The organism is Bradyrhizobium sp. USDA 4541 (assembly GCF_024171085.1).
Taxonomy (GTDB): Bacteria; Pseudomonadota; Alphaproteobacteria; order Rhizobiales; family Xanthobacteraceae; genus Bradyrhizobium; species Bradyrhizobium australafricanum.
In genome coordinates, this window is record NZ_JALJZF010000001.1 from 1,747,114 (window position 1) to 1,771,999 (window position 24,886).

Consider the following 24,886-nt stretch of genomic DNA (forward strand, 5'->3'; position numbering starts at 1 on the left):
GTGTCGTGGTTATGGGTCCCGGCTCGCGCTTCGCTTGGCCGGGACGACAACGAGATTTACTTCGCTGCTTTCCAAGCCGCCGTCACATCCCCGATATTCGCCAGCTCCGGCTCGCGGATCGCGGACGGCGTGCGCGAGAAGCGCGGCGCGGGGGCAGGCTGGGTGACGCCGTGGCGTTCGACGAACACCTGGCGCGCGGCCATGTGCGGATGCTTGGGCGCTTCCTCCATGGTCAGAATCGGCGCGAAGCAGATGTCGGTGCCTTCCATGATCTGGCACCAGTCCGCGCGCGATTTGCTCTTGAACACCCGGGTCAGCTTCTCCTTCAGCGCCGGCCAGGCCTTGCGGTCCATCTGCGCGTCGAAGTCGGCGTCGGTCAGGTCGGCATGCTTGCGCAGCAGCGCGTAGAATTGCGGCTCGATCGAGCCGATCGAGATGAAGTTGCCGCAGGAGCATTCGTAGACGCCGTAGAAATGCGCGCCGCCGTCCAGGAAATTCTGGTCGCGGCCGCCGCTCCAGCGGCCCTGCGCGGCCATGTCGTAGAACATCGACATCAGCGAGGCCGCGCCGTCGCACATCGCGGTATCGACCACCTGGCCCTTGCCGGACTTCTGCGCTTCCAGCAGCGCGGCGAGCACGCCGACCACGAGGTAGAGCGCGCCGCCGCCGAAATCGCCGACCAGGTTGAGCGGCGGCACCGGCTTCTCCTTGGTGCCGATCGCAGCCAGCGCGCCCGTGATCGAGATGTAGTTGATGTCATGGCCGGCGGCATTCGCCAGCGGGCCTTCCTGGCCCCAGCCGGTCATGCGGCCATAGACCAGTCTTGGATTGCGCGCGAGCACGACATCCGGGCCGAGGCCGAGGCGCTCCATCACGCCGGGACGAAAGCCCTCGATCAGCGCGTCGGCGTGGCCGAGCAGGTCGAGCACTTCAGCAATCGCCGCCTTGTTCTTGAGGTCGAGCTCGATGACCTTGCGGCCGCGGGTTGCGACCGCCTTCAGATTCTTGCCGGCGCCGACCCGATCGAGCGTGATGACCTCGGCGCCCATGTCGGCGAGCAGCATGCAGGCGAACGGGCCGGGACCGATGCCGGCGAATTCGACGATGCGGAAGCCGGCGAGCGGGCCCGAGGTGCGGGCGGCAGTCTGGGAGGCAGGTTTATCGAGCACGTTGTTCTTCCGTTGGTTGCGGGGCGCTAGGCGGCTGAGATGTCACGGCTGGCTTGGTGCCGAACTTCATGCGTTCTCCCAGCCGTCCGTGGGACGGTATTTTTAATTAGCTGATTAGCTAAATTGTCTCGCCTAAAGCCGGATGTGGCAAGCACCTTTTGTCCTGTGCCGCCGGTAAAAACGCGAACGGCGCGCATCGCTGCGCGCCGTTCTGGACTTGTGTTTAGGCGCTATCAGCCCGCGGCCGCGACCGCCCGCTGTCCCATCACCTTGATCAAGTTGGCGCGGTAGTCGGCCGAGCCGTGGATGTCAGCGAGCAAGCCGCTCGCCGGGATATTGACGCTGTCGAGCGCCGAGGCCGCCCAGTTCGCCTTCAGCGCCTGCTCGATCGGCGCCACCCGCATGACGCCGCTCTGCGATGCGCCAGTGGCGGTGGCGCGGACGTCACCCGACTTGGTCTTGGTGACGAACACGCCGGTCAGCGCGAAGCGCGAGGCCGGGTTCGGAAACTTCGCGTAGCCCGCCTTGGCCGGGACCGGAAACGACACCGCGGTGATGATCTCGCCATCCTCGAGCGCCGTCGTGAACAGGCCCTTGAAGAAATCATCCGCCGCGATCGACCGCTTGTTGGTCTTGACCGTCGCGCCGAGCGCCAGCACCGCCGCCGGATAATCCGCCGCCGGGTCGTTGTTGGCGAGCGAGCCGCCGATCGTACCGCGATAGCGCACGGCGGGATCGCCGATCAGCGACGCCAGATTGGCGAGCGCCGGGATCGCCTTCTGCACCGCATCACTTTGCGCCACATCGTAATGCGGAGTCGCGGCCTTGATGGTGACGGTGTCGCCCGACACCTCGATGCCGATCATCTCCTGCACCTTGGAGAGGTCGATCACGTCGGAAGGCGCGGCGAGCCGCTGCTTCATCACGGGCAGCAGGGTCTGTCCGCCGGCGAGGAATTTTGATTCCGCGCCTTTGGCGAAGGTTGCGGCGGCGTCAGCGACCGAGGAAGCGCGGTGATAATTTGTCTCGTACATGGCTCTTCCTCCCTCAACCGTGAATGGCGTGCCAGACGCGATCGGGCGTCGCCGGCATTTCCAGCTTGTTGTTGCCGATCGCGTCCGTGATCGCGTTGATCACGGCAGCCGAGGCGCCGATCGCGCCGGCTTCGCCGCAGCCCTTGACGCCGAGCGGGTTGCCCGGACACAGCGTCGTGGTGTGGGAGAGCTGGAACGAGGGCAGGTCGTCGGCCCGCGGCATGGTGTAGTCCATGAAGGACGCGGTCATGAGCTGACCGGTGCCGTCATAGACCACACCTTCGAGCAGTGCCTGGCCGATGCCCTGCGCAAGGCCGCCATGGACCTGGCCCTCGACGATCATCGGGTTGATCAGCCGGCCGAAATCGTCGGCTGCGACGAAGTTGACGAAGGAGGTCTTGCCGGTGCCGGGATCGACCTCGAGTTCGCAGATATAGGCACCGGCCGGGAAGGTGAAGTTGGTCGGGTCGTAGAACGCCGTCTCCTTCAGGCCAGGCTCCATGCCATCAGGCAAATTATGCGCGGTGTAGGCGGCGAGCGCGACCATCGGCAGCGCGATCGACTTGTCGGTGCCGGTGACCTTGAACTCGCCGTTCTCGATCACGATGTCGCTCTCGGACGCCTCGAGCGCATGCGCCGCGATCTTCTTGGCCTTGGCCTCGACCTTCTCCATCGCCTTCACGATCGCCGTACCGCCGACCGCGAGCGAGCGCGAGCCGTAGGTACCCATGCCGAACTGCACCTTGTCGGTGTCGCCATGGACGATCGAGACCTGGCTGATCGGCACGCCGAGCCGCTCCGCGATGATCTGGCAGAACGTCGTTTCGTGGCCCTGGCCGTGGCTGTGCGAACCGGTGAGCACCTCGATGGTGCCGACCGGGTTGACGCGGATCTCAGCCGACTCCCACAGGCCGACGCCGGCGCCGAGACTGCCGACCGCCTTCGACGGCGCGATGCCGCAGGCCTCGATGTAGCAGGAGATACCGATGCCGCGCAGCTTGCCGTCGGCTTTGGCCTTGGCCTTGCGGGCCGGGAAGCCGGCATAGTCGATCGCCTTCATCGCGGCATCGATCGAAGCGTGGAAGTCACCAATATCATACGCCATGATCACAGGCGTCTGATGCGGGAACTGGGTGATGAAGTTCTTCTTGCGCAGCTCGGTCGGATCGACCTTCAACTGCCGCGCCGCCGTCTCCATCATGCGCTCGATCAGAAAACTGGCCTCGGGGCGGCCGGCGCCGCGGTAGGCGTCGACCGGCGTGGTGTTGGTGTAGACGCCGATCACCTCGGCATAGATCGCCGGAATCACGTACTGGCCCGACAGCAGCGTCGCGTAGAGATAGGTCGGGACGGCCGAGGAGAACAGCGACATATAGGCGCCGAAATTGGCGTGGGTCTTCACCCGCAGGCCAAGGATCTTGTTGTCCTTGTCGAACGCCAACTCCGCCTTCGAGACATGGTCGCGGCCATGCGCGTCGGTGAGGAAGGCTTCCGAACGGTCGCCGGTCCACTTCACCGGGCGGCCCACCTTCTTCGAGGCCCACAGCGCCACCATCTCTTCGGGATAGATGTAGATCTTGGAGCCGAAGCCGCCGCCGACGTCGGGCGCGATCACGCGCAGCTTGTGCTCGGGCGCGATGTTGTAGAACGCCGACAGCACGAGGCGGGCGACGTGCGGGTTCTGCGACGTCGTGTAGAGCGTGTAGTGCTCTTCGGCCTGGTCGTAATGCGCGATCGCCGCGCGCGGCTCCATCGCGTTCGGCACCAGGCGGTTATTGGTGAGGTCGAGCGTCACCACATTGGCCGCCTTGCTGAAGGCATCCTTGACCGCGGCTTCGTCGCCGAGATGCCAGTCATATACGATGTTGCCGGGAGCTTCGGGATGAAGCTGCGCGGCGCCCGGCTTGATCGCGGCCTTGATGTCAGGCACCGCGGGAAGTTCTTCGTAATCGACGACGACCGCTTCGGCGGCGTCCCTGGCCTGGTTCTTGGTCTCGGCGATCACGACCGCGACGGCCTGCCCGACAAAGCGCACGGTCTCCGGCGCCATCGCCGGCCACGCGCCCATTTTCATCGGTGAGCCGTCCTTCGAGGTGATGGCCCAGCCGCAGATCAAATTGCCGACCTTGTCGTCGACGATCTGCTGCCCGGTCAGCACCGCGATCACGCCGGGCATCTTCATGGCCTCGGCGGAATCGATGCCCTTGACCTTGGCATGGGCATGCGGGCTGCGGATGAAGTGAGCGTAGCTCATGCCGACCATTTTGACGTCGTCGACGTAACGTCCTTGTCCGGTGATGAACCGGCGATCTTCCTTGCGCACGACACGTGCGCCAATTCCTTCAACACCCATTGTCTAGTCCTCCCGACCGGAGATTCGATTTGCCGCCGTTTCCATCGAGACCGGCGGTGGTGAGCTTGATCGTGTGCGGTGCGTGGCGCGCTATTCGGCGGCCTGCGCAACCTTCATGCGGCCGGCTGCGTCGAGCACCGCCTTGACGATGTTGTGGTAGCCGGTGCAGCGGCAGATATTGCCCTCGAGCTCGTGGCGAACCGTTTCCTCATCGAGCTTGCCACCATGGCGGTGCACGATGTCGACAGCGGACATGATCATGCCGGGGGTGCAATAGCCGCACTGCAGGCCGTGATTGTCGCGGAACGCCGCCTGCATCGGGTGCAGCTCGTCGCCTTTGGCGAGGCCTTCGATCGTGGTGACGTTGCAGCCCGCGGCCTGGCCGGCCAGCATGGTGCAGGATTTGACCGCCCGTCCATCGACATGGACGACGCAGGCGCCGCATTGGCTGGTATCGCAGCCGACATGGGTGCCGGTGAGGTTCAGGTTTTCGCGCAAGAGGTGCACGAGGAGGGTTCGGTCCTCAACGTCGACCGAGACCGCCTTGCCGTTTACCGTCAGTTTGACTGTAGACACGCGTTTCTCCCAATAGCTTCGTTATGGGCCCAGTAGACCACGCTTCATGTGGGTCGTAACCGCGATCAAAGTCGTAGTCGCGGCCCTGTCATGAAGGCGCCGGGCAGTGCCTGCGATCCTAGCAGGCGGCCGTTCAATGGGCAATTTGCAAGCAGCCTGCGGCGCACTCCAGCGCGACGAAATTGCCCGGCAGCGCAAGCGGTTTTCGGCAAACTGACGGTGCTCGCCGCACGCCAAAATCGTCGCCGCGATCGCTACTACCTTCCGCCTATAACGACGCAAGGGCGTTGCTGTCATTTTCATCGCCGACGCAGCGGCAGAAGATCGCTGGTTCATGAAATTCGGTAGCGATCCGCGCCCGCGATGCATCCATCGCGGCAACAAAATCATATTGGAGGAAGCCAATGAAGCTGAGGAGCGGGATTTTCTTTGCCGGCGTGTCGCTGGTCGCCATGGTGCTGGCAGGCATTGGTGCGTCGAAAGCCAATGATTCCGTCGTGAAGGCGGCGTCCGATCCCAACGGATGGGCAATTGCCGGCCACGATTACGGCAATACGCGTTTCAGCCCGTTGAAGCAGATCAACTCCGAGAATGCCGGCAAGCTGCAGCTGGTCTACTCGCTGTCGCTGGCTTCGCTCCGCTCCAACGAGTCGTCGCCCGTTGTGATCGGCAAGAACCTGTATGTGTCGACCTCGTGGGGTCCGAAATACGTCTATGCGATCGATGCCGCGACCGGCGCGCGCAAATGGACCTGGCAGCCCGATATTCCGGATGACGTGCTTCAATACGCCTGCTGCGACGTCAACAATCGCGGCGTGTCCTATGCCGACGGCAAGATCTTCGTCGGCCGGCTCGACGGCAAGCTGACCGCGCTCGACGCCGAGACCGGCAAGGAGCTCTGGACCTCGACGGTCGTCGACTACAAGCAGGGCTCGGTCATCACCTCGCCGCCGCTCGTCGTCCGCGACAAGGTCATCATCGGCTTCGGCGGCGGCGAATATGGCGTCCGCGGCGCCTTGCAGGCGTTCTCGCTCAAGGACGGCAAGCTGCTCTGGCAGACCTACACGGTGCCGGCGCCGGGCGAACCCGGCAGCGACACCTGGAAGGGCGACACCGGGCTGCACGGCGGCGGCGCCGCCTGGCTGGTCGGCTCCTACGATGCCAAGTCCGACACGGTCTACTGGGGTACCAGCAATCCGGGGCCGTGGAACACCGCGGTGCGCTCCACCGGCGACGGCAATTTCGGCAAGCTGACCAACCTTTACACGGCCTCGACGCTGGCGATCGATCCCAACACCGGCAAGATCAAGTGGCACATCCAGGGCACGCCGGCTGACGCCTGGGACTATGACGGCGTCAACGAGCTGCTGCTCGCCGACCTCAAGATCAAGGGTACCGAGACGCCCGTGCTGATGAAGGCGGACCGCAACGGCTTCTTCTTCGTGGCCAACCGCGAGACCGGCAAGATGATCTCCGCGGAGAAATACGTCTTCGCCAACTGGGCCAAGAAGTGGGACATCAACACGATGCGGGCGGAAGAGGATCCGGACAAGCGTCCGGGCCCGGGCCATCCCGCCAAGGACATCTGCCCGAACCTGATCGGCGGCAAGAACTGGCAGCCGATGTCGTTCAACCCGCAGACCGGCCTCGTCTACATCCCGAGCAACAATGTGTGCATGGACTGGTCGGTCTCTGACGTGAACTACAAGCGCGGCGTGTTCTATCTTGGCGCCGAATTCCCGACCAAGCCGGGCCCCGGCGGCTTCCTCGGCGAGCTCGTAGCCTGGGATCCGATCGCCAACAAGAAGGTGTGGAGCATCAAGGAAGACCTGCCCTTCAACGGCGGCACGCTGACGACCGGCGGCAATTTGGTGTTCTCCGGCAATCTGCATGGCGACTTCCGCGCCATCGATGCCAAGAACGGCAAGGTGCTGTGGAGCAAGAACCTCGGCAGCGGCATCGGTGCAGGTCCAGTGACCTATTCGGTCGACGGCAAGCAGTATGTCGCGATCGTGGTCGGACGCACCGCGGCGCTGCCGGCCTTCCTCGGTGACATCGGCAAGAAGATGGTCGCCGCGGCGCCCGAAGGCGGCTCGCTGTTCGTGTTCGCCCTGCAGTAAACGATCGTCTAGGAGGCAGCATTGTCCGTGTCCTGCATCGCCCGAAACGAACTGCGCACCCCCTCGCGCAACACGCGGTTGGAACATGCAATCCGGACCGTGCTGCTCTCCGCCCTGCTCATGGTGCCGGCCCTGGCGGCCGGCGCCGACGAGACAAAGCCGCCGCTGCGGCTCTGCGCCGACCCGACCAACCTGCCGTTCTCGAGCGACGACCCGGGCAAGCCCGGCCTCTATCTCGAGATCGGCCAGGCGGTGGCGCAGACGCTCGGCCGCACGGTGAGCACCAACTGGTACAAGTCCTATTTCGGCAAGCGCACGGTGCGGGAGACGCTGCTCAGCAAGCAGTGCGACGCCATGGTCGGCCTGCCTTTGATCGACGATTTCATGGGCCCGGCGGTGATCTTCTCGAAGCCGATCGCCCATGAGGGCTATGCGCTGGTCGGCAGCAAGGACCGCAAGCTTGCCGGCGTCGACGACCTCAGGGGATTGCGGGTTGCGGTGCAGTATCAATCGACGCCGCAGAACCTGCTCGCGCTGCGCGACGACGTCCGGAAGGTGACCGTGCTCAGCCCGGAGGAGGGCATGGCGGCGCTCGAACAGGGCAAGGCCGACATCGCCTTCATCTGGGCGCCGGTGGCGGGCTGGCTCAACAAGACCAGCTTCGGCGACAAATATCAGATCGTGTCCACCGAGGGCGACGGCCTGCTCTGGGCGACCGCGATCGGTTTCGCCAAGGCGTCCGGCGCGTTGCGCGATGAAGTCGACGGCGTGCTGCCGGCGCTGCAGCCGGAGATTGCCGCCCTGTTTGCCAAATATGGCGTGCCGAACGGCGCACCGGTGAAGTTCGGCGAGGCCGACCGCGCGACGACGTCGTCCGTCGGCGCCAGCGAGCCCGTCACGGTCGGGCAGGCCGCGGCCGCGGCGGCCGAGAGACCGGTTCAGACCGCCGCGACCGCCGGCGACGCCAAGGGGGATGCCACCGCCGGGCGGGAGGTCTTCAACGGAACCTGCGCGCATTGCCACGGCCCGGACGCGGTGCAGGCCGAGCGAAAGATCGATCTCAGGCTGCTCAAGAAGCGCTATGCTGACGACATGGAATCGACATTCTGGAAGACGGTCCATGACGGGCGGCCGGCCAAGGGCATGCCGGCCTGGAAGGACGTCTTCAACGACGACGAGCTCAGAAACGTATATGTCTATCTGCAGAGCGTGCAGGATACCGGCGGATCGAACTAGAAGCTGCGGTTCGCAAGAGGAGCGTTTTCGAGCGAAGTGGATACCGGTTCGCGTGAAGAAAACGCGTCAGAACATGAATCGAGAGCCCCGTTCCGATCCAATCGGAACGGAGGCTTGGGCAGTGCGAGGGTCCTCATGATGGGGTTCCTGATCATCGACGATCACCCCCTGTTCGGGGAGGCGCTTGGCAACGCCATCCGCATCTCGCATCCCGATGCCCGGATCTATGAGGCCACCTCGATCAAGGGGGCCCTTGGCATCCTCGCCAGCGAGCCGAATATCGACCTGGCGCTGCTCGATCTGCTGCTGCCCGACGTGGTCGGCTTCTCCGGCTTCCAGAAGATCAGGGATCGCTATCCGCGGCTGCCGATCGCCATCGTCTCGAGCGAGGAGGACAAGCACACCATCCGCGAGGCGCTCGAGATGGGCGCGGTCGGCTATCTGCCGAAGTCGACCTCGCTCGGCGAGCTCTCGCAGGCGATCGCGCGTGTGCTGAGCGGGTCGGTCTCCGCGCCGCGGGATTTCGTCGCGGTCGGTGCGCTGGAACAGTCCGAGACGGCGCGGACGCTGCGCGAACGCATTCAGAAGTTGACGCCGCAGCAGATCCGCGTGCTCCATCTGATCATCCGCGGCCTGCAGAACCGCGAGATCGCCGCCGAGCTCAAGCTCGCGGAATCCACCGTGAAGGCGCATGTCACCGAGATCCTGCGCAAGCTGAAGCTGTTCAGCCGCAACAAGGCGATCATCGAGCTCGGCAAGATTCCGCTTCCGGTCCCGGAGGCCTGTTCGGGCGCAAAGGCGGAGAAGGCGCCCTAGTGTGCTGAATGCGAAGTTCGCGCGATTTCGCGGCAGCCACTTTCACGAACTTCGCATTGATAAAGCACACTAGAATCATAAGTTTGCTAGTGTCCTTATCGAATCCGAAGTTCGCTCCGAAGGTGCGGCAAATGATGCGAACTTCGGATTCGGGACACTAGCCGTGCTGCACTGCGAGGCGGGCGCATTGGAAATCCTGCCTATAGGCTGCCATCCGGCTTTGAGATAACGTCGTGCGCACAATGGCTGTTATGAGCATCCGAGGGAGGACGGCGCAGCATTGACCACGACCGCGCCCCTGGCGGACGAGCCGCCGCTCGGCAAGGCGGGTACGCCTCGACTGCTGATCGTCGAGGATCACCCGCTGTTCCGTGCCGCCCTGATCGGCGTGATCGGGGCCGAGTTTCCCGATGCCGAGGTGCTGCAGGCGACGTCGATCGACGGTGCGCTGGATGTGATCGCGGCGCGCGACGGGCTCGATCTGATCCTGCTCGATCTGTCGATGCCCGGCACCACGGGCCTGCTCGGCGCCTACCGGGTGCGTGCCGCCGCGCCGCGCAGCGCGCTGGTGATCGTGTCGGCGCATGACGATCCCCGGATCGTCGGCGGCGCGATCTCGCTCGGGATTTCCGGCTACATCCCGAAGTCGACGCCGAAGCTCGAGCTGGCGCGGCTGTTGCGCGGCATTCTCGAAGGCGCGGTGTGCCTGCCGCCGCGCTTTCGCGATACCGCCGCCGCGCGGAAGGCCCAGGCCGAGGCGCGCGAGCTGGTGCAGCAGCTCGGCCAGTTCACCGCGCAGCAGCTTCGCGTGCTCGACATGATCTGCCGCGGCCTGCAGAACAAGCACATCGCCTATGAGCTCGATATCTCGGTCACCACCGTGAAGGTGCATGTCTCGGAGATCCTGCGCAAGCTCGGCGTGCGCAGCCGCACCGAGGCCATCATCGCGCTGTCGAAGCTGGACTTCGGCAAGCACGACCACGCGCCGGTGACGGCCTCGCCGTCATCGCATGGCGCCTAGTGTGCTGAATGCGAAGTTCGTGCGATTTCGCGGCAGCCACGTTCACGAACTTCGCATTCATAATGCACACTAGAACCATAAGTTTGCTAGTGTCCTTATCGAATCCGAAGTTCGCTCCGAAGGTGCGGCAAATGATGCGAACTTCGGATTCGGGACACTAGAGCCTTTCCCGTTTCGATGGAATCGCAACGGGAAAGGCTCCAGGTTCTTGTCTGACGCGTTTTCTTCACGCGAACCGGTATCCACTTCGCTCGAAAACGCTCTGCTCATAACCGCGCGCCCGACTGCTCCGCCGCCAGCAGGAACGACAGCAGCGAGCGCATCTCGGCGGGCTTGATCGGCTTCTTCAACAGTTCATGGCCGAAGGCCGATACGTCGGAGGCGGCCTTGGCCGAGTAGTCGGCGGTCACGATGATCGCCGGCACCTTGGCGTTGATCGCGCCGCGGATGACATCGACGGCCTGAATTCCGGTCTCGCCATTGTCGAGATGCAGATCGGCGATGATGGCGTCGGGAATGCCGTCGAGCGCGTGGATGCGCTCGAGCGCCTCGGTCTTGGAGATCGTCACCGCGACGTCACAGCCCCATTTCTCCAGCAAATGGGCGAGCCCCTCGGCGCTCGAGAGGTCGTTCTCGATCAGCAGGATCTTGGCGCCCTCCATGCCGCCATAGCGATAGTCGACGCTGGCCTGTTCGCGCACCGGGATCGCAACCGGATCCAGCGTGCGAGGCACGGTGACCGAGAATACCGAGCCTTTGCCGGCGCGCGAGCTCAGCCTGATGTCATGGCCGAGCAGGTCGGCAAACCGGCGCACGATCGAAAGACCAAGCCCGATGCCGGCCTTGTCGCCGGCGCTGGTCTCGCCGCGCTGAAACTCGACGAAGATGGCTTCGCGCTGCGCTTCCGGAATGCCCGGCCCGGTGTCGTGCACCTCGATGCAGATGTCATCGCCCCTGGCCCGGCATCCCATCAGCACGCTGCCGCGCTGGGTGTAGCGCAGCGCATTGGCGACGAGGTTTTGCAGGATCCGCCGCAGCATCAGCGGATCGGAGCGAACCACCGCGGACGACGGCATGATCCGGAAACCGAGATTGCGCTTGGCGGCGGTCGCGACAAATTCCTGCTCCAGCGGCTCGAACAGCGAGGCGATCGCGACCGGCCCGAATTCGGGCCTGAGCACGCCCGCATCGAGCTTGGAGATGTCGAGCAGCGTCCGCAGCATGTCCTCGAGCGTCGCCAGCGAACGGTCGATCTGATCGGTCAGCGCGACGCTCTTGGATTCGGTTGCCATCTCGGTCAGCGCGGACAGCGTCAGCCGCGCCGCATTCAGCGGTTGCAACAGATCGTGCGTGACCGAGACCAGCACGGATGATTTCAGCGAGCTCGCCGCCTCGGCCTGCTGCTTGGCCTGCAGCAGGCGACCATTGGTTTTTTCCAGCGATTGCAGCGCCTGCTTGAGCTGCTGGGTGCGGTCGCGCACCTGCTGGTCCAGCGCGATCGCGGTCTCGAACAGCGAGAAGGCGTTGAGCTGCTGATCGGTCGAGCGTTCGACGCGCGACATCAGCGCCGCGTTGATCTTGCGCAGCTTCTCGGCCTCGCGTTCGAGCGCCGCAATTCGCGTGGTCTTGGTATCCGTCATTGCGGCGCGAGTGCCCGCTTGCCGATGGCGATGCCGGTCAGCGTCTGGTTGACATGCATGGAGCGATACTGCTCGCCATAGGTCTGAAAGCCAATCACTTTGTTGCGGCGATAGAGCTCCGACATCTCCCGCGACAGCTGGCGCTGCTCGACGTCGAGCCGGCGCAGCACGCATTCGAAGCCGATGAACATCGAGACCTCGCCGAGATCCTCGGTCAGCTCCTTGAGCAGGCGGCTCGTCACGTCGATCGGGTCGCGCTCGCGCGCCACCGTCAGCACCATGCCCTCGTCGATGGCGCAGAAGAATTGCAGCGATCCGTCCGGGTTGGTGCGCTGGATCGACCGCGCGTAATAGGCGCCGCCGACGCGAACCAGCACGGGATGCGCGGCGAACGAGAACAATTCGAGCTTGCTGTCGCTGAGGCCGACGGCGCGGGAATATTCCAGCGCCGCCGGCTCGGCATTCAATTCCTTGACGATGCGGTGCTCGATGTCGGCCTCGGTCACCACCATCTTGGTCGATGTCGGTTCGAAGTGATCGCACTTGAACAGGCGGAACGGCAGCCGGGTCCGGATCAGGATCAGGACGGCGGCATCGGTAAAGGCCTCGCCGCCATGGAAGACCCACGATTTCTCGAAGCGCAGACCGTCGCCGGCGGAGCCGCCGACCACCGGGATGTCGCCGAGCGACGCATAGATCGCCGACATGATGGTCTCCTCACGCTGGCACATGCCGTCGATGAAGAGCAGCCCGAAGGAATCATGGGTGTGATCGCAATGCTCGGTGCGTTGCGCGAATTCGTTCTGCAATTCGGTGCAGATCGAGCGGCCGTGATCGACCCGAAATGTCGAAAGGTCGAACAGCGGCCGGGCCGCGATGACGAAATCGGCCGCGTTGAAGCCCATCGCGACGACGCTGTCCTCGTCCCAACCGCCGGGCGACAATTCGCCGGCCGTGGTGCAGCCGAAGATCGGTACGTCGGGCATCCGGCTGGACAGTTCGGCAATGAATGTCTGCGGCTCGTAGACCGGTGACACGAACACCACGAGCATCGCGAGATCAGCCGCCGCCAATTGGCGCGCGATCTCGTCGGCTGCTTCCCGCGGCCCGTCGGTCTTTGCCTGCACCACGACGATACTGTCGGCGGTGCTACCGTTCTGCTTCGCCAAAGGCGCTCTCCCTGACCAGAATTTTTTGCTTTTCTTGGCGCGGCCGATTGAACCCGCGCGGGTCGTGAGGGCATCCGGACCATGCCGCGATGGCTGGCGTTCCGGCTTGCCCGCGGCTTTCAGGTCGTGAGGGGAAATGCCATTGGCCGGGCTATTGCGCCGGCAGCTACGCTCGCCGCAAGCGCCAATGGCGCCGGTCGACGCGATGACATGGGACACCTCCCGATGTGTGTTCTCCTGGCCCGGGCAGGGACAGGATTTGATCGGTTCTAAACTATCGGGCCGGACCCGCGCGTCAATCGCCTTACCCACCCGCCTAGCCCGACCAAGGTAGTATCGCGCCGGGCCAAGCGGCCGCTGCCCATTTACCGGGCCTTATCGATTTTGCCTTAGTTTTGCGCTCCGGGGTCTGGGGCGGGTTGCTGCCGGACCCCGCGTGGTTTTCAGAATGAAGACGGGGGTTGGAATGCCGGGGCTGAAGCGATCGTTGTCGATCAGGATCCCAACCCTCAGATTTCGCGCCAAGATCATGCTCGGCTTTGCCGTCACGCTGGCGCTTTCGGCAGCCACCATGGGCTTTGCCTATATGGGCTTCGAGCGGGTCTCCGCCGGCGTCGGCTCCTATCGCCAGAGCGTCGCGGAAGCCGATCTGGCCCGCAACATCGATCGCGAATTGATCTCCTACCGTTCGCTGGCGCGCTACTTCGTCGCGACCGGCAAGGAGGACGACGCCAAGGCCGCGCTCGCCGCCGAGGGCAGCCTGAAGGATGCCATCATGGCGTCGATGAAGGGCACCACCAACCCGGCCCGGCTCGAGCAGATCACCAAGCTGGAGCGCGAATTCCGCGCCTTCACCAAGATCTTCGCCGAGATCGTCCGCATCAAGAACGACAGCGCACAGACCGCGCAGAACAAGCTGACCCGCAGCGCGACCTCGATGCGCTACAAGCTCGACGATCTCCCGAGCAACGCCGATGATTCCGAGCTGCAGTCGATCCAGTTCGGCGCCAAGAAGGTGGCCGACCAGCTCCAGTCGATCACCGGGGCCGTCAATACCTTCGTCGTCAACGGCGACAAGACGGTCGCTTCGAGCGCGCTCGCCCGGCTGAAATTCGCCGACAATCTCGTGAAGGCGATCACCTCGAATAACGAGCGGATCACCCAGAGCGTGAAGGACATCACCGCGCTGCTCGAAGAGTACCGCGAGGCGCTCGCCAAGCTGATCGCGAACGCGAAGTCGATCGACGAACTGACCGTCGAGATGACGGAGTCCGCGGCCGCTATCAGCCAGGGCGCGGCGGCGATGAAGTCCGATCTGCTCGCCGACCAGAAGCGACTTGAAAACGAATCGCACACCATGATCGGCGAGACCGAGCAGCTGATCCTGATGCTCGCCGCCGGCAGCTTCGTGCTCGGGCTGGTCTGGGCGTTCCTGCTGGGCAAGGGTATTTCGCGACCGATCGCGGCGATGTGTGCGGCGATGCGCGAGCTCGCGGCGGGTAATTTCGACGTTGTGCTGCCGGGCCTCGGCCGCCGCGACGAACTCGGCGAGATGGCCGGCGCCGTGGAGGAATTCAAGGTCCAGGCGATCGCCAAGGCCGAACGCGATGCCGCGACCCAGGAAGCGCAGAACAAGGCGAGTGCGACCGCGCGGCGCAATGAGCTGATTCGTTTTGCCGACGAATTCGAATCCGCGGTCGGCTCGATCGTCTCCAACGTGTCGGCCTCCGCCGTGCAGCTCGAATCCGCGGCCGGTACACTGACCCGGACGGCGGAGACCACGCAGAACCTGTCGAGCCAGGTCGCCGGCGCCTCGGAGGAAGCCTCCAGCAACATGCAATCGGTCGCCTCCGCAACCGAGGAGCTGTCGGCGTCCGTCGACGAGATCGGCCGTCGCGCCAAGGAGTCGAGCCAGATCGCGGATTCCGCCGTGCGTCAGGCCGAGCAGACCGACGCGCGGATCGGCAAGCTCTCGCGCGCTGCGCAGGAGATCGGCGACGTCGTCAAGCTGATCACGGCGATCGCCGAGCAGACCAATCTGCTGGCGCTGAACGCCACCATCGAGGCCGCGCGCGCCGGCGACGCCGGCCGCGGCTTCGCGGTGGTCGCCGCCGAGGTGAAGTCGCTGGCGAGCCAGACCGCCAGGGCCACCGACGAGATCTCCACCCACATCTCGGGCATGCAGGCAGCGACGCAGGAATCGGTCGCCGCCATCAAGGAGATCGGCGGCACGATCGGCCAGATCTCCGGGATCGCGACCAACATCGCAAGCTCGGTCGAGCAGCAGAGCGCGGCAACTCAGGAGATCGCGCGCAGCGTGCAGAACGTCGCGCAGGGCACACAGGAAGCGGCGTCCAGCGTCACCCAGGTGAATCGCGGCGCCACCGAGACGGGAGCTGCCTCCGAAGAGGTGCTGAACTCGGCCCGCTCGCTGTCGGTCGAGAGCTCGCGGCTGCGCGAGGAGCTCGACCGCTTCATGGCGAACATCCGCGCAGCGTAAGGCGCGCGCGGGTCTATCCATCGTCGTCCTGGCGTAAGCAAGGACCCATAACCACCGCAGTTTGTTGCTGTAAGCACAACTCGCCGCGTGCCCTTTTGTTGAGCCGCGGCGTATGGGTCCTGGCTTTCGCCAGGACGACAGAATCAAATCGACTCCGCCGGGACGACGCTGTTGGTTGGCGGGATGAGACGACTAATCCCGCCCGAACTGGTGCTTCAACTCGACCTTGGCGCGCTCCAGCCGTGATCGCTCGGTCTTCGGCAGCGTCTTGCCGGCGCGGTTGATATAGAAGGTCAGCATCGACAGTGCGGAACGATAGGCGCCGCTCTTGCGGCGCGCGCTGTGCTCGGCGGATCGCTTCAGCGATGATGCGATCTTCTTCGCGCTGGTCTGCTTGAACACGCCGTGCTTGAGGTCGAGCGCGTCGCTCTCCTTTGTCACCCGCTGCGACCAGCGCTTCGCCGTCCTCTTGCTTGCGCCACTCCTGCGACGCGTCGTGCTCGTGGACCGTACCGGTGATGTCCTTGCCGTCTTGCGCGTTGCTTTCTTGTGTGCGGCCATCGATGCCTCCGTGTGTTTTGAGCCGAGAACAGATCGCCGCGACCGCGGTTCCTATGCCGCATTGCGGGAACCCTTGCCGGCCTGCGGCGTTGACACCGCGTGGCGGGCACTCCGTTTGCCGCAATTCCGGGTGAGTGAACCTTGGAACAGATCGTTCCGGGGTTTTTCTCATTGGTCGATTCTGATGACAGTGCAGCCGACACAATTGAGTTCCGCGACGACGCAACAGGCCGTGGCTCCGGTCACGCCGGACGATGACCGCATCATCGAGACCTCGATTCCGGTCCGGCTCGACAATCTCAGCTGGAGCCGCTTTCACACCCGCGTCGTGCTGGCGCTCGGCATCACCTGGATCCTCGACGGGCTGGAAGTGACGCTCGCGGGTGCATTGTCGGGCGCGCTGAAGGACAGCCCGACGATGAGCTTCTCCAACGCCGATGTCGGTCTTGCCAGCAGCGCGTATCTCGCCGGCGCCGTGCTCGGTGCGCTGGGCTTCGGCTGGCTCACCGACCGGATCGGGCGCAAGAAGCTGTTCTTCATCACGCTCGCGCTTTATCTGTCGGCGACCGCCGCGACCGCGCTGTCGTGGAATGTCGCGAGCTACGCGCTGTTTCGCTTTCTCACCGGTGCCGGCATCGGCGGCGAATACACCGCGATCAACTCGACCATCCAGGAACTGGTGCCGGCGCGCTATCGCGGCTGGACCGATCTCGTCATCAACGGCAGCTTCTGGATCGGGGCGGCGATCGGTGCGCTGAGCGCCATCATCCTGCTCGATCCCGCGTTCCTTGCGCCGGACCACGGCTGGCGGATCGCCTATTTCACCGGCGCGGTGCTCGGCCTCGTCGTGCTACTGATGCGGATGTGGATTCCGGAGAGCCCGCGCTGGCTGATGATCCACGGCTATCCCGACCGGGCCCACAAGATCGTCGCCGATATCGAGACCTCCGTGCTCGGCCACGAGCAGTCGAGCGCGGACTTCGAGAAGATCAGGCTGCGGATGCGCGATCACACGCCGCTGCGCGAGGTCGCGGTGACGCTGTTCTCCACCTACCGGCAGCGCTCGCTGGTCGGGCTCACGCTGATGGCCGCGCAGGCGTTCTTCTACAATGCGATCTTCTTCACCTTCGCATTGATCCTGACCGACTTCTTCGGTGTCGCCGCCAGCAATGTCGGCTGGTACATCCTGCCCTTCGCCGCCGGAAACTTCCTCGGGCCGCTGCTGCTCGGCCGCCTGTTCGATACGCTCGGCCGCCGCACCATGATCGCGCTGACCTATGGCATCTCGGGCGTGCTGCTGGCGCTGTCCGGCTATCTGTTCTCGATCGGCGTGCTCACCGCGCAGACCCAGACCATCGCCTGGATGGTGATCTTCTTCTTCGCCTCGCCGGCCGCGAGCGCCGCCTATCTCACCGTCAGCGAGACGTTTCCGCTGGAGGTCCGCGCGCTCGCGATCGCCGCCTTCTATGCGATCGGCACCGGCATTGGCGGCGTAATTGGACCGGCGCTGTTCGGCGTGCTGATCGACACCGGATCGCGCAACAGTGTCTTCGCCGGCTACCTGCTGGGGTCGGCGCTCATGATGGTCGCCGCAGCGGTCGCATGGCGCTATGCCGTCGCGGCCGAGCGGAAATCGCTCGAATCTGTCGCGCGACCACTGGCATGTGTGGAGTAGACTATGACGAAGCATGACGTGGCCGAAATGCCCATGGATGATGACATTGCCCCTGACGCCAAGACGGACAGCGTGCCGACGCCGGCGTCGCTGATCCCGCCGCTCCGCCAGGCCGCGGTGCTGCTTGACATCGACGGCACCCTGCTCGATTTCGCGCCGACGCCGCGCGAGGTCTGGGTGCCGCCGGAACTGTCGACCACGCTGAAGCAGCTGCATGAGCGCACCCACGGCGCGCTGGCGCTGGTCAGCGGCCGCTCCCTCAACGACATCGACCTGATCTTCGCGCCGGAAGTGTTTCCCGCGATCGGCGGCCACGGCGCCGAGATGCGGCTGCAGCCGGACAGCGAGGCGGTCGCCGCACACGCGCCGCCGCTCGACAAGGAGTTGAAGCGCCGTCTTGCCGCGGTCGCAAAGCTCAGCCCCGGCATTCTGCTCGAGGACAAGGGCTATTCGCTGGCGCTGCACTACCGGCTGGCGCCGCAGGCGGAGAAGGCGATCTATGAAGCGGTGTCGCTGATCCGCGCCGAGTTGCCGAATGCGCCGATCGAGGTGCTGCCGGGCAAGAGCGTCTGCGAGATCAAGCATTCCGGCTTCACCAAGGCGACTGGCGTGCTCGAGCTGATGACGCATGAGCCGTTCAAGGGACGGCGCCCGTTCTTCATCGGTGACGACGTCACCGACGAGACCGTGTTTGCGATCATGCCCGATTTCGACGGTCTAGCGTTCTCCGTCGGCCGTCGCGCAACCGGCGTCGCCGGACATTTCGACGGACCGAGCGATGTGCGCGAATTCCTCGCGCATCTGCTCGACGTTGATAGGGACGTCAGCCTGTCCTAACCGAAACGCATTCATCGCAGGCGAATCGAATACGGTGCTTTTGCGTCGTGGCGTCAACCTCGCGCGTAATTTTCTTTTCGCGAGTTCCCGCGAGTTCCGTGCGTGTTCGCCAGAATTTGGTTTCAATTGGGAGATTCCTTGATCAGGAACCATCTTGATGAATGGTTGTTAATACGCGAGTTGACCAACAGGAGGGGACCTGGTGAACCTCGTCGTCGTATCGAACCGCGTCTCGCGCGGAAAACCCAATGAACCCATGACGGGGGGGCTGGCTGCGGCATTGTTGCCGGTGGTGGAAAAGACAGGGGCAATATGGGTGGGTTCCAGCGGACGCGTCCGCGACGGGAACCTGAAGGAACCTTTCGCAGAGGTCGAAGCGCTCGGGGCGGGGGCGCTGGCGATGCTCGATCTGCCGGCCGCGCACTATGGCGGCTATTACGAAGGCTTTGCCAATTCGGCGCTGTGGCCCGCGATGCATTCGCGCGCCGATCTGATTCGTGCGTCTCGCGAGGACTACGCGAGCTATCGCGAAGTGAACGCGTTCATGGCGCGCGCGTTGCTGCGCTTCCGCAAGCCGGATTCCGTGTTCTGGGTCCAGGACTATCATTTCCTCGCGCTCGGCGCCGAGCTGCGCGATCTCGGCGTCACGCAGCCGATCGGCTTCTTCCTGCACACGCCATGGCCGGCGCGCGCGGTAATCGCGGGCGTGCCCAATCATCGCGAGCTGATCGAGGCGATGCTGTCCTATGACCTGATCGGCTTCCAGACCGATGAGGACTGCGAGAACTTCCTGAGCTATGTGCAGCACGATCTCGACTTCGAGGTGCGCGACGGCGTGATCAATTCGTCGTTCGGCCGCACCCGCGCCGCGGTGTTTCCGATCGGCATCGATCCGGGCAAGTTCGCGCAGCAGGCGACCAAGGCGATGACGCATCCCGACGTGACGCGGCTGCGGCGCAGCCTCAATGGCGAGAAGCTCGCGATCGGCGTCGACCGGCTCGACTACTCCAAGGGCCTCGTCAACCGCATCAAGGCGTTCGACAAGATGTGGACGCTGCATCCGAACCTGAAACGTTCGGTGTCGCTGCTGCAGATCGCAACGCCCTCGCGAGGCGCGATCGAAGCCTACGGCAATCTGCAGAGCGAGGTGGCGAAGCTCGTTACCGACGTCAACGGCGTGCATGGCGAGGTCGACTGGACGCCGATCCGCTACCTCAACAAGGGCTTTGGCCAGGGCGTGCTCGCAGGCCTTTACCGCACCGCGCAGGTCGGCGTCGTGACGCCGCTGCAGGACGGCATGAACCTAGTCGCCAAGGAATATGTCGCCGCGCAAAACCCGGCGGACCCCGGCGTGCTGGTGTTGTCGAAATTCGCCGGTGCGGCGAACGAGCTCGACGCCGCGCTGCTGGTCAATCCGCACGATATCGACGGCATGGCGCGCACCTTGGCGACGGCCCTCGCGATGCCGCTGACCGAGCGGCGGATGCGCTGGGAAGCCATGATGGAGAAGCTCAACAGCGGCACCATCCAGCAATGGTTCGCCGACTTCATCGAGGCGCTGCAGGATACGCACAATGCGGGAAACGCGGCGCTGCCAGAGCCACCAACCCTGTGGCCGCGCCGCACGGCGGATTTTGCCGCGCGCTATCACTGAGCGAGCATGACGATGCAGGGTGGGTGCGTTAGTTCGCCCATCCGCGGTTCTGTCGTCCCTGCTAACGCGTAATTGCGCACTAGGCAGGGAACGACACTGAATGTGTTGCGCGGCCAGTGGTCATAACTTCGCGTTCTCGCGACGGGGCTCGCGAAAGCGGGAATCCGGCATCCGTTCTTCCAGGAGCGATGCGGTCCAATAGATTCCGGGCTCGCGCCTGCGGCGAGCCTCCGGACGAAGAGGCGGGTTGATCGCATGCACTCATTGATTTGCGCCGGTCCCTGACCGACCGCCGGCCAAAATCGCGCGCGGCCGCGCGCAAGGCCGCGGCGCGCGACCGCCATCGTTATCAATTTACCCAATGTTTTCAATCTGTTGTGGAAATTTCGCGCTCCCGGCCTGCGCTCCCTTGCAAAATCCGCCTCAGCCCTTCAAGAGAGGGCCTCCCGGAGAGATGGCCGAGTGGCTTAAGGCGCACGCTTGGAAAGCGTGTGTGCGGGAAACCGTACCGTGGGTTCGAATCCCACTCTCTCCGCCATTTCCACGATTTAGTGCGCCAAGCCGCGATCTTCTACGATTTTGTGCGACCGGCGGCGCGTATGCAGCGCCTACACAACATGCGCGGCCCCGCCAAGAGAAGTTGAGCCCTCTTGGAGCTCCCCCCGTTTCTGGCAATCGAAGCCGCAACCGCTCTTATGAGGCAGACAGCGAGAGCGCAAGCAGCGAAAGTACCAATGCCGGCGGCATGACCACAATGCCGAGTTGCAGAAAGCGAAGCGCGCCAACATGCTCACCCTCGCGCCGCAGCGCGATCAGCCACAGGATCGTGGCGAGTGAACCGGTGACTGAAAGGTTGGGTCCGAGGTCGACGCCGATCAGGATTGCGCCGGTGACGTGATGGGACGCCTGCGCGGCTTGCGTGGTCGTCGCCGCGATCAGACCCATCGGCAGATTGTTGATGAGGTTCGAGGCGATCGCCGTGATGACGCCGGCGCCCCATGAGGTTGCGTGCGGCGATCGCGCGGCGGTTCGCTCGAGCTCTTCCGCGAGTGCCGGCAGCACGCCGGTGCGATTGAGGCCCTCGACCAGGATGAACAGTCCGGCGACGAGAGGAAGGACCGACCATGAGATATCGCGCGCGATCGATAGCGGCGATGTGCGGCCGAGCAGGAGCACGATCACGGTCACCATCGCCCCGCAGGCAAATGTCGGGATTCCAAGATCCAGACCCAACGCCGATGTGGCGAGCAGGACCGCCGCCGTCGCGCCGATGCCGGCGGCGACGATCGCGGCACTTCTGGCAAGCACGGCCGGCTCTCCGTCGCGCACATCGACACTACCCGACAGCCTGTTCCGCAGGCTGAGCCGGAGCATGATGAAGGTCGCTGCAATCGCCACGATCGAGGGCAGCAGGAAGTAGTGCAGCCACTGCGGCAGCGTCGGCATCCGCGCGCCGAACAACACGAGGTTGGCCGGATTAGAGATCGGCAGCACGAAGCTGGCGGCGTTGGCGATGAACGCACAGACGAAAAGATACGGCAGCGGCTCGACCTTCGCGGCACGGGTCGCGGCGTAGACCGCGGGCGTCAGCACGACGGCGGTGGCGTCGTTCGACAGGAAAATGGTGACCAGCGTACCGACCGCATAGACGATCGAAAACAACCGCGACGCTGAGTTGCGCGAATGCTTGACGGCGAGTTCGGCGAACCAATCGAACAAGCCCTCTTTCCGAGCGACCTCGGCCAGCAGCATCATGCCGATCAAAAAGAAGTAGACGTCCGTTCCCTTGCCTGCCGCCGCGACGGCGTCTCGCCACGGCAACAGGTCGAAGGCGATCAGCAGGACGGCGCCGGTCACTGCCCAGATGTATTCCGGCAGATTCCAGGGGCGCGCAATGACGCCCAAGGTCGCAAGACCGGCGATTCCCCAGGTCGCGGCGTTGTGAGTGAACATCAGGCGACACTCGCGGCGCTTGAAACCATTGCATCCGATGCGTGCCCGGGCTTTGTCGCACAAGCAGGCTTCAACAACGGCGCGAAGACGCTCCACAGCGCGACTGAGACCGTGGCGCAGCCACCGAGAATGAGAAACATCGGCCCGTACCCGAACTCCTGCGCGATCCAGCCACCGATCGCAGGGCTGAGCGAGGCACCGATGTTTTGGACCGTCATGACCGCGCCATGGCCGGCATTGATCCGCCCGGTCCCGTCGAGAATCCGCGCGACGAGGCCGGGCACTGCCACGCTCTGCAATCCCGCGCCGACGCCGTCAAGAATCTGTACCGGATAAACGCCCCAGCTGTTCAGGAGCCACGCCGCGATGATGCCCCGGACCGGCAAGGCGATGAACGACACCAGCATGACCAGCCAGTAGCCCTCCCTTTCGGCCATCCGCATCGCAACCAGCGAGGTCAGGATCATGGTGCCCTGGGCGATGACGATGGTCATCGCGACGAAGCTCGCGGGGTCGGCCTGCTTGTCGGCCACGACCGCCAGGCCGTACAGCGGGAGCATCGCCGCATTGCCGAGGTGGAAGAACAGCAGAGTTGCGGCGAGGATCAGCAATGGCTTCGATTCGATCAGCACTTGCAACCCGCTCGCGCGCTTGTCGTCCGTGCTCTCGCGTTCGAGCCCGCGGGCTGCGTCGTCGTCGATGGACGCGCTCGGGATCATCATAACGGAAGCGATCGAGAGAACACCGAAGACCGCCGCGAGCCAGAACACCGCGGTGAAGCCGTACACCCAGCCGACGAATCCGGACAGCCCGGCGCCGACCATGTTGCCGGCGTGGTTGAAGGCCTGGTTACGGCCGTTCTGTCGATTGAAGCCTGCCTGGCGGACGATACCCAGCGTGATGCCGGCGACGGCCGGACCGATCGCGGCGCCGGCAATCGCCGTCGCGACCTGCGAGGCTGCCACGAGCCAGAACTCCTGTGACAGCAGCACGATGCCGGAGGCGACGACACTGCAGATGCCGGGGATGATGACGAACAGCTTCTTGCTGCGCGTGGCGTCGATCAGGGCTCCGGCCGGCGTCGTCATCAACATCCCAGCAACGCCGCCCGCCGTCATCACCGTCCCGATCCAGCCGGCCTGCCAGCCCTGCGCGAGCAGAAATACGCCGAGGAACGGCCCGATGCCGGCCTGCATGTCGGCGATGAAGAAGTTCAGCGCGAGCAGCGGACGGAGCGCCTTCTCTGGACTTGCGCTGTATGAGGCCGTCGGTGCTATCGACACGTTGCATCCCGATGCTTGATTAAACAAACTGCCTGTCCGATGAGATCCTCGACGCACCCGAGCCGGTTGAGTCCGGTTCGGGTCCGGTTTCCTGTTACGGCTGCTCAGAGCGGCGTCAGTCGTCCCCTAAGCGTCAAGCAGCTTCGTGTCCGTTGCCGACGAGCTTGGCTTTCCGGATTCGTCCGCCCAATTCGACGTGCAGTTCGTAGGTCTCGCCGTTGCGCCGGCCGTCTATTTCGAAATGCTTGGGCTTGCGACGGGGCGTACCCATCGGTTCGAACCCGGCCGAGCGAGCGGCCTCGATCGCTGCGGCGGGGTCTGCGGGTTCGTGGTGGGCGTGCTCGGGCTTCTTCTTGTGCTGGATCGTCACGCCCGCGCCATCGCACGCGAAATGCGTCACCTTGAGCTCAGAAGGCTTCTGCTCGCCTTCCAGTTCGACATCGGCTCCGATCCGGAGCTTGACGAGGTCTGCTCCATGCGGCGTGAGATCGGCAAGCACCATGCCTTTCGGGGTCTGAACCACAAAGCGGTGCGCAAAAACGTGCACGATCCTGCCGGACAATTTGATCTGGTCTTCGGACATCCTGATCTCCTGATTTTCTACTGTTCGTGATTTGCTCAAAGCGCTTTGGGCCCAGGGGGCGGTGGCGGTGCTCCGGGCGGTGGTGGCGGGGCGTCAGCCCGCGGTGGTGGGGGTGGTGCCCCTGGGGGCGGCGGCGGAGGCGGCCCGTCGGCCCGCGGAGGCGGCGGTGGCGCGCCGCGAGGCGGATGCGGCGGAGGACCGAAGGCTTCGGTTCGGCCGTCGGCATGCGAGACGATTTGAGCGCGGAAGATCCCCTGATCGAACATTCCCTGGACCGTCACGATCTCTCCCCTGGTGACGGCATCGGCATTATCCCCACGCGGTCCGAGATCGATCAGGGCGCGGCCGCCGCCGTCCTCCATCAAGAACATGTGGCCGAAGATCTCAGCGACGTTGCCGCGCACGGCGGACGGACCGCCGGGTTGCAGCCTGTCGATCGCGGTCGGCTGCAGCAGCATGACGTTGCGCGGCGGCCAATTCTGGGCGACGCGAACGCCACCGGCACCGGCCGCTGCGCCGGCGACAAGCACGGCAAGCGCGGCCCCTGCCAACAGGCCACGATGCCGGACCTGCCGGCGCCCAGGCAGCGACGGGCTCGTATCCCTCTGTGCATCGCTTTCGGTCATTGGACGCTCCTTTCATGATTGCGATGCCTGAAGCCTAGGACACTGTCCCCAATCCAGCCTGAACCGTTCCGTTCAGCTTG

19 protein-coding genes and 1 tRNA gene are annotated in these 24,886 nt (G+C 64.6%); 10 read left to right on the plus strand and 10 right to left on the minus strand.

Translation table 11 applies throughout. The features are described from left to right. Window positions 1-56 precede the first annotated feature (56 nt). From J2R80_RS08220 to J2R80_RS08235, 4 genes are all read right to left on the minus strand, one after another. Window positions 57-1,169 carry a CaiB/BaiF CoA-transferase family protein gene (locus tag J2R80_RS08220; RefSeq protein WP_076834780.1) on the minus strand — a complete coding sequence of 371 codons (1,113 nt, stop codon included), beginning with the start codon at window positions 1,167-1,169 and terminating at the stop codon, window positions 57-59. Between the two features lie 233 nt (window positions 1,170-1,402). Then, window positions 1,403-2,203 (minus strand): xanthine dehydrogenase family protein subunit M, encoded by an 801-nt coding sequence (locus J2R80_RS08225; RefSeq protein WP_057021118.1) that lies wholly within the window; start codon window positions 2,201-2,203, stop codon window positions 1,403-1,405. A gap of 13 nt (window positions 2,204-2,216) precedes the next feature. Continuing rightward, on the minus strand, window positions 2,217-4,556 hold the full coding sequence (locus J2R80_RS08230; protein ID WP_253638352.1) for a xanthine dehydrogenase family protein molybdopterin-binding subunit: 2,340 nt from the start codon (window positions 4,554-4,556) through the stop codon (window positions 2,217-2,219). Between the two features lie 90 nt (window positions 4,557-4,646). Further along, a complete protein-coding gene (locus J2R80_RS08235) occupies window positions 4,647-5,132 on the minus strand; it encodes a (2Fe-2S)-binding protein (protein ID WP_028335209.1) in 486 nt (161 codons plus the stop codon). Between the two features lie 404 nt (window positions 5,133-5,536). On the opposite strand from J2R80_RS08235, the gene J2R80_RS08240 reads away from it, so the two are divergent. The 4 genes from J2R80_RS08240 to J2R80_RS08255 all read left to right on the plus strand — a co-directional run bounded on the left by J2R80_RS08240 (window position 5,537) and on the right by J2R80_RS08255 (window position 10,325). Then, window positions 5,537-7,252, plus strand: a complete 1,716-nt coding sequence (locus J2R80_RS08240) for a PQQ-dependent methanol/ethanol family dehydrogenase (protein WP_253638353.1) — start codon at window positions 5,537-5,539, stop codon at window positions 7,250-7,252. Between the two features lie 27 nt (window positions 7,253-7,279). Then, window positions 7,280-8,488, plus strand: coding sequence for a c-type cytochrome (locus J2R80_RS08245; RefSeq protein ID WP_309143802.1), 1,209 nt, complete (start codon window positions 7,280-7,282; stop codon window positions 8,486-8,488). A 135-nt stretch (window positions 8,489-8,623) separates the two neighbouring features. After that, a complete protein-coding gene (locus J2R80_RS08250; protein ID WP_016843264.1) occupies window positions 8,624-9,304 on the plus strand; it encodes a response regulator transcription factor in 681 nt (226 codons plus the stop codon). Between the two features lie 280 nt (window positions 9,305-9,584). After that, window positions 9,585-10,325, plus strand: a complete 741-nt coding sequence (locus J2R80_RS08255) for a response regulator transcription factor (protein WP_057021123.1) — start codon at window positions 9,585-9,587, stop codon at window positions 10,323-10,325. A gap of 266 nt (window positions 10,326-10,591) precedes the next feature. Here J2R80_RS08255 and J2R80_RS08260 read toward each other — a convergent pair whose 3' ends face one another. Then, window positions 10,592-11,965, minus strand: coding sequence for a hybrid sensor histidine kinase/response regulator (locus J2R80_RS08260; protein ID WP_229192426.1), 1,374 nt, complete (start codon window positions 11,963-11,965; stop codon window positions 10,592-10,594). Continuing rightward, entirely contained in the window at window positions 11,962-13,134 is a 1,173-nt protein-coding gene (locus J2R80_RS08265; RefSeq protein ID WP_253638355.1) for an FIST N-terminal domain-containing protein, read from the minus strand. Before J2R80_RS08265 ends, J2R80_RS08260 begins: the two co-directional genes overlap by 4 nt. A gap of 466 nt (window positions 13,135-13,600) precedes the next feature. On the opposite strand from J2R80_RS08265, the gene J2R80_RS08270 reads away from it, so the two are divergent. After that, window positions 13,601-15,634, plus strand: a complete 2,034-nt coding sequence (locus tag J2R80_RS08270) for a methyl-accepting chemotaxis protein (RefSeq protein WP_057021126.1) — start codon at window positions 13,601-13,603, stop codon at window positions 15,632-15,634. Between the two features lie 192 nt (window positions 15,635-15,826). On the opposite strand, the gene J2R80_RS08275 is transcribed toward J2R80_RS08270, so the two are convergent. Next, window positions 15,827-16,195, minus strand: coding sequence for a DUF3175 domain-containing protein (locus J2R80_RS08275; protein ID WP_253638356.1), 369 nt, complete (start codon window positions 16,193-16,195; stop codon window positions 15,827-15,829). Between the two features lie 184 nt (window positions 16,196-16,379). Here J2R80_RS08275 and J2R80_RS08280 point away from each other — a divergent pair, with 184 nt between their 5' ends. The 4 genes from J2R80_RS08280 to J2R80_RS08295 all read left to right on the plus strand — a co-directional run bounded on the left by J2R80_RS08280 (window position 16,380) and on the right by J2R80_RS08295 (window position 20,899). After that, window positions 16,380-17,870 (plus strand): MFS transporter, encoded by a 1,491-nt coding sequence (locus J2R80_RS08280; protein WP_233475856.1) that lies wholly within the window; start codon window positions 16,380-16,382, stop codon window positions 17,868-17,870. 3 nt (window positions 17,871-17,873) lie between these two features. Beyond that, a complete protein-coding gene (gene otsB, locus J2R80_RS08285; RefSeq protein ID WP_375162565.1) occupies window positions 17,874-18,707 on the plus strand; it encodes a trehalose-phosphatase in 834 nt (277 codons plus the stop codon). Window positions 18,708-18,909: 202 nt separating this feature from the next. Further along, window positions 18,910-20,361, plus strand: coding sequence for a trehalose-6-phosphate synthase (locus tag J2R80_RS08290; RefSeq protein ID WP_057021128.1), 1,452 nt, complete (start codon window positions 18,910-18,912; stop codon window positions 20,359-20,361). A 448-nt stretch (window positions 20,362-20,809) separates the two neighbouring features. Further along, a tRNA-Ser gene (locus J2R80_RS08295) sits at window positions 20,810-20,899 on the plus strand. 155 nt (window positions 20,900-21,054) lie between these two features. On the opposite strand, the gene J2R80_RS08300 is transcribed toward J2R80_RS08295, so the two are convergent. The 3 genes from J2R80_RS08300 to J2R80_RS08310 form a co-directional block, all read right to left on the minus strand. Then, window positions 21,055-22,314 carry an arsenic transporter gene (locus J2R80_RS08300; protein ID WP_253638357.1) on the minus strand — a complete coding sequence of 420 codons (1,260 nt, stop codon included), beginning with the start codon at window positions 22,312-22,314 and terminating at the stop codon, window positions 21,055-21,057. Continuing rightward, on the minus strand, window positions 22,314-23,597 hold the full coding sequence (locus J2R80_RS08305; RefSeq protein WP_309143748.1) for an MFS transporter: 1,284 nt from the start codon (window positions 23,595-23,597) through the stop codon (window positions 22,314-22,316). The genes J2R80_RS08300 and J2R80_RS08305 overlap by 1 nt, the downstream gene beginning before the upstream one ends. Window positions 23,598-23,730: 133 nt before the next feature. Then, on the minus strand, window positions 23,731-24,180 hold the full coding sequence (locus tag J2R80_RS08310; RefSeq protein WP_057021152.1) for a hypothetical protein: 450 nt from the start codon (window positions 24,178-24,180) through the stop codon (window positions 23,731-23,733). 185 nt (window positions 24,181-24,365) lie between these two features. Here J2R80_RS08310 and J2R80_RS08315 point away from each other — a divergent pair, with 185 nt between their 5' ends. Beyond that, window positions 24,366-24,824 (plus strand): hypothetical protein, encoded by a 459-nt coding sequence (locus J2R80_RS08315; RefSeq protein ID WP_253638358.1) that lies wholly within the window; start codon window positions 24,366-24,368, stop codon window positions 24,822-24,824. The last annotated feature ends 62 nt before the right edge of the window (window positions 24,825-24,886 follow it).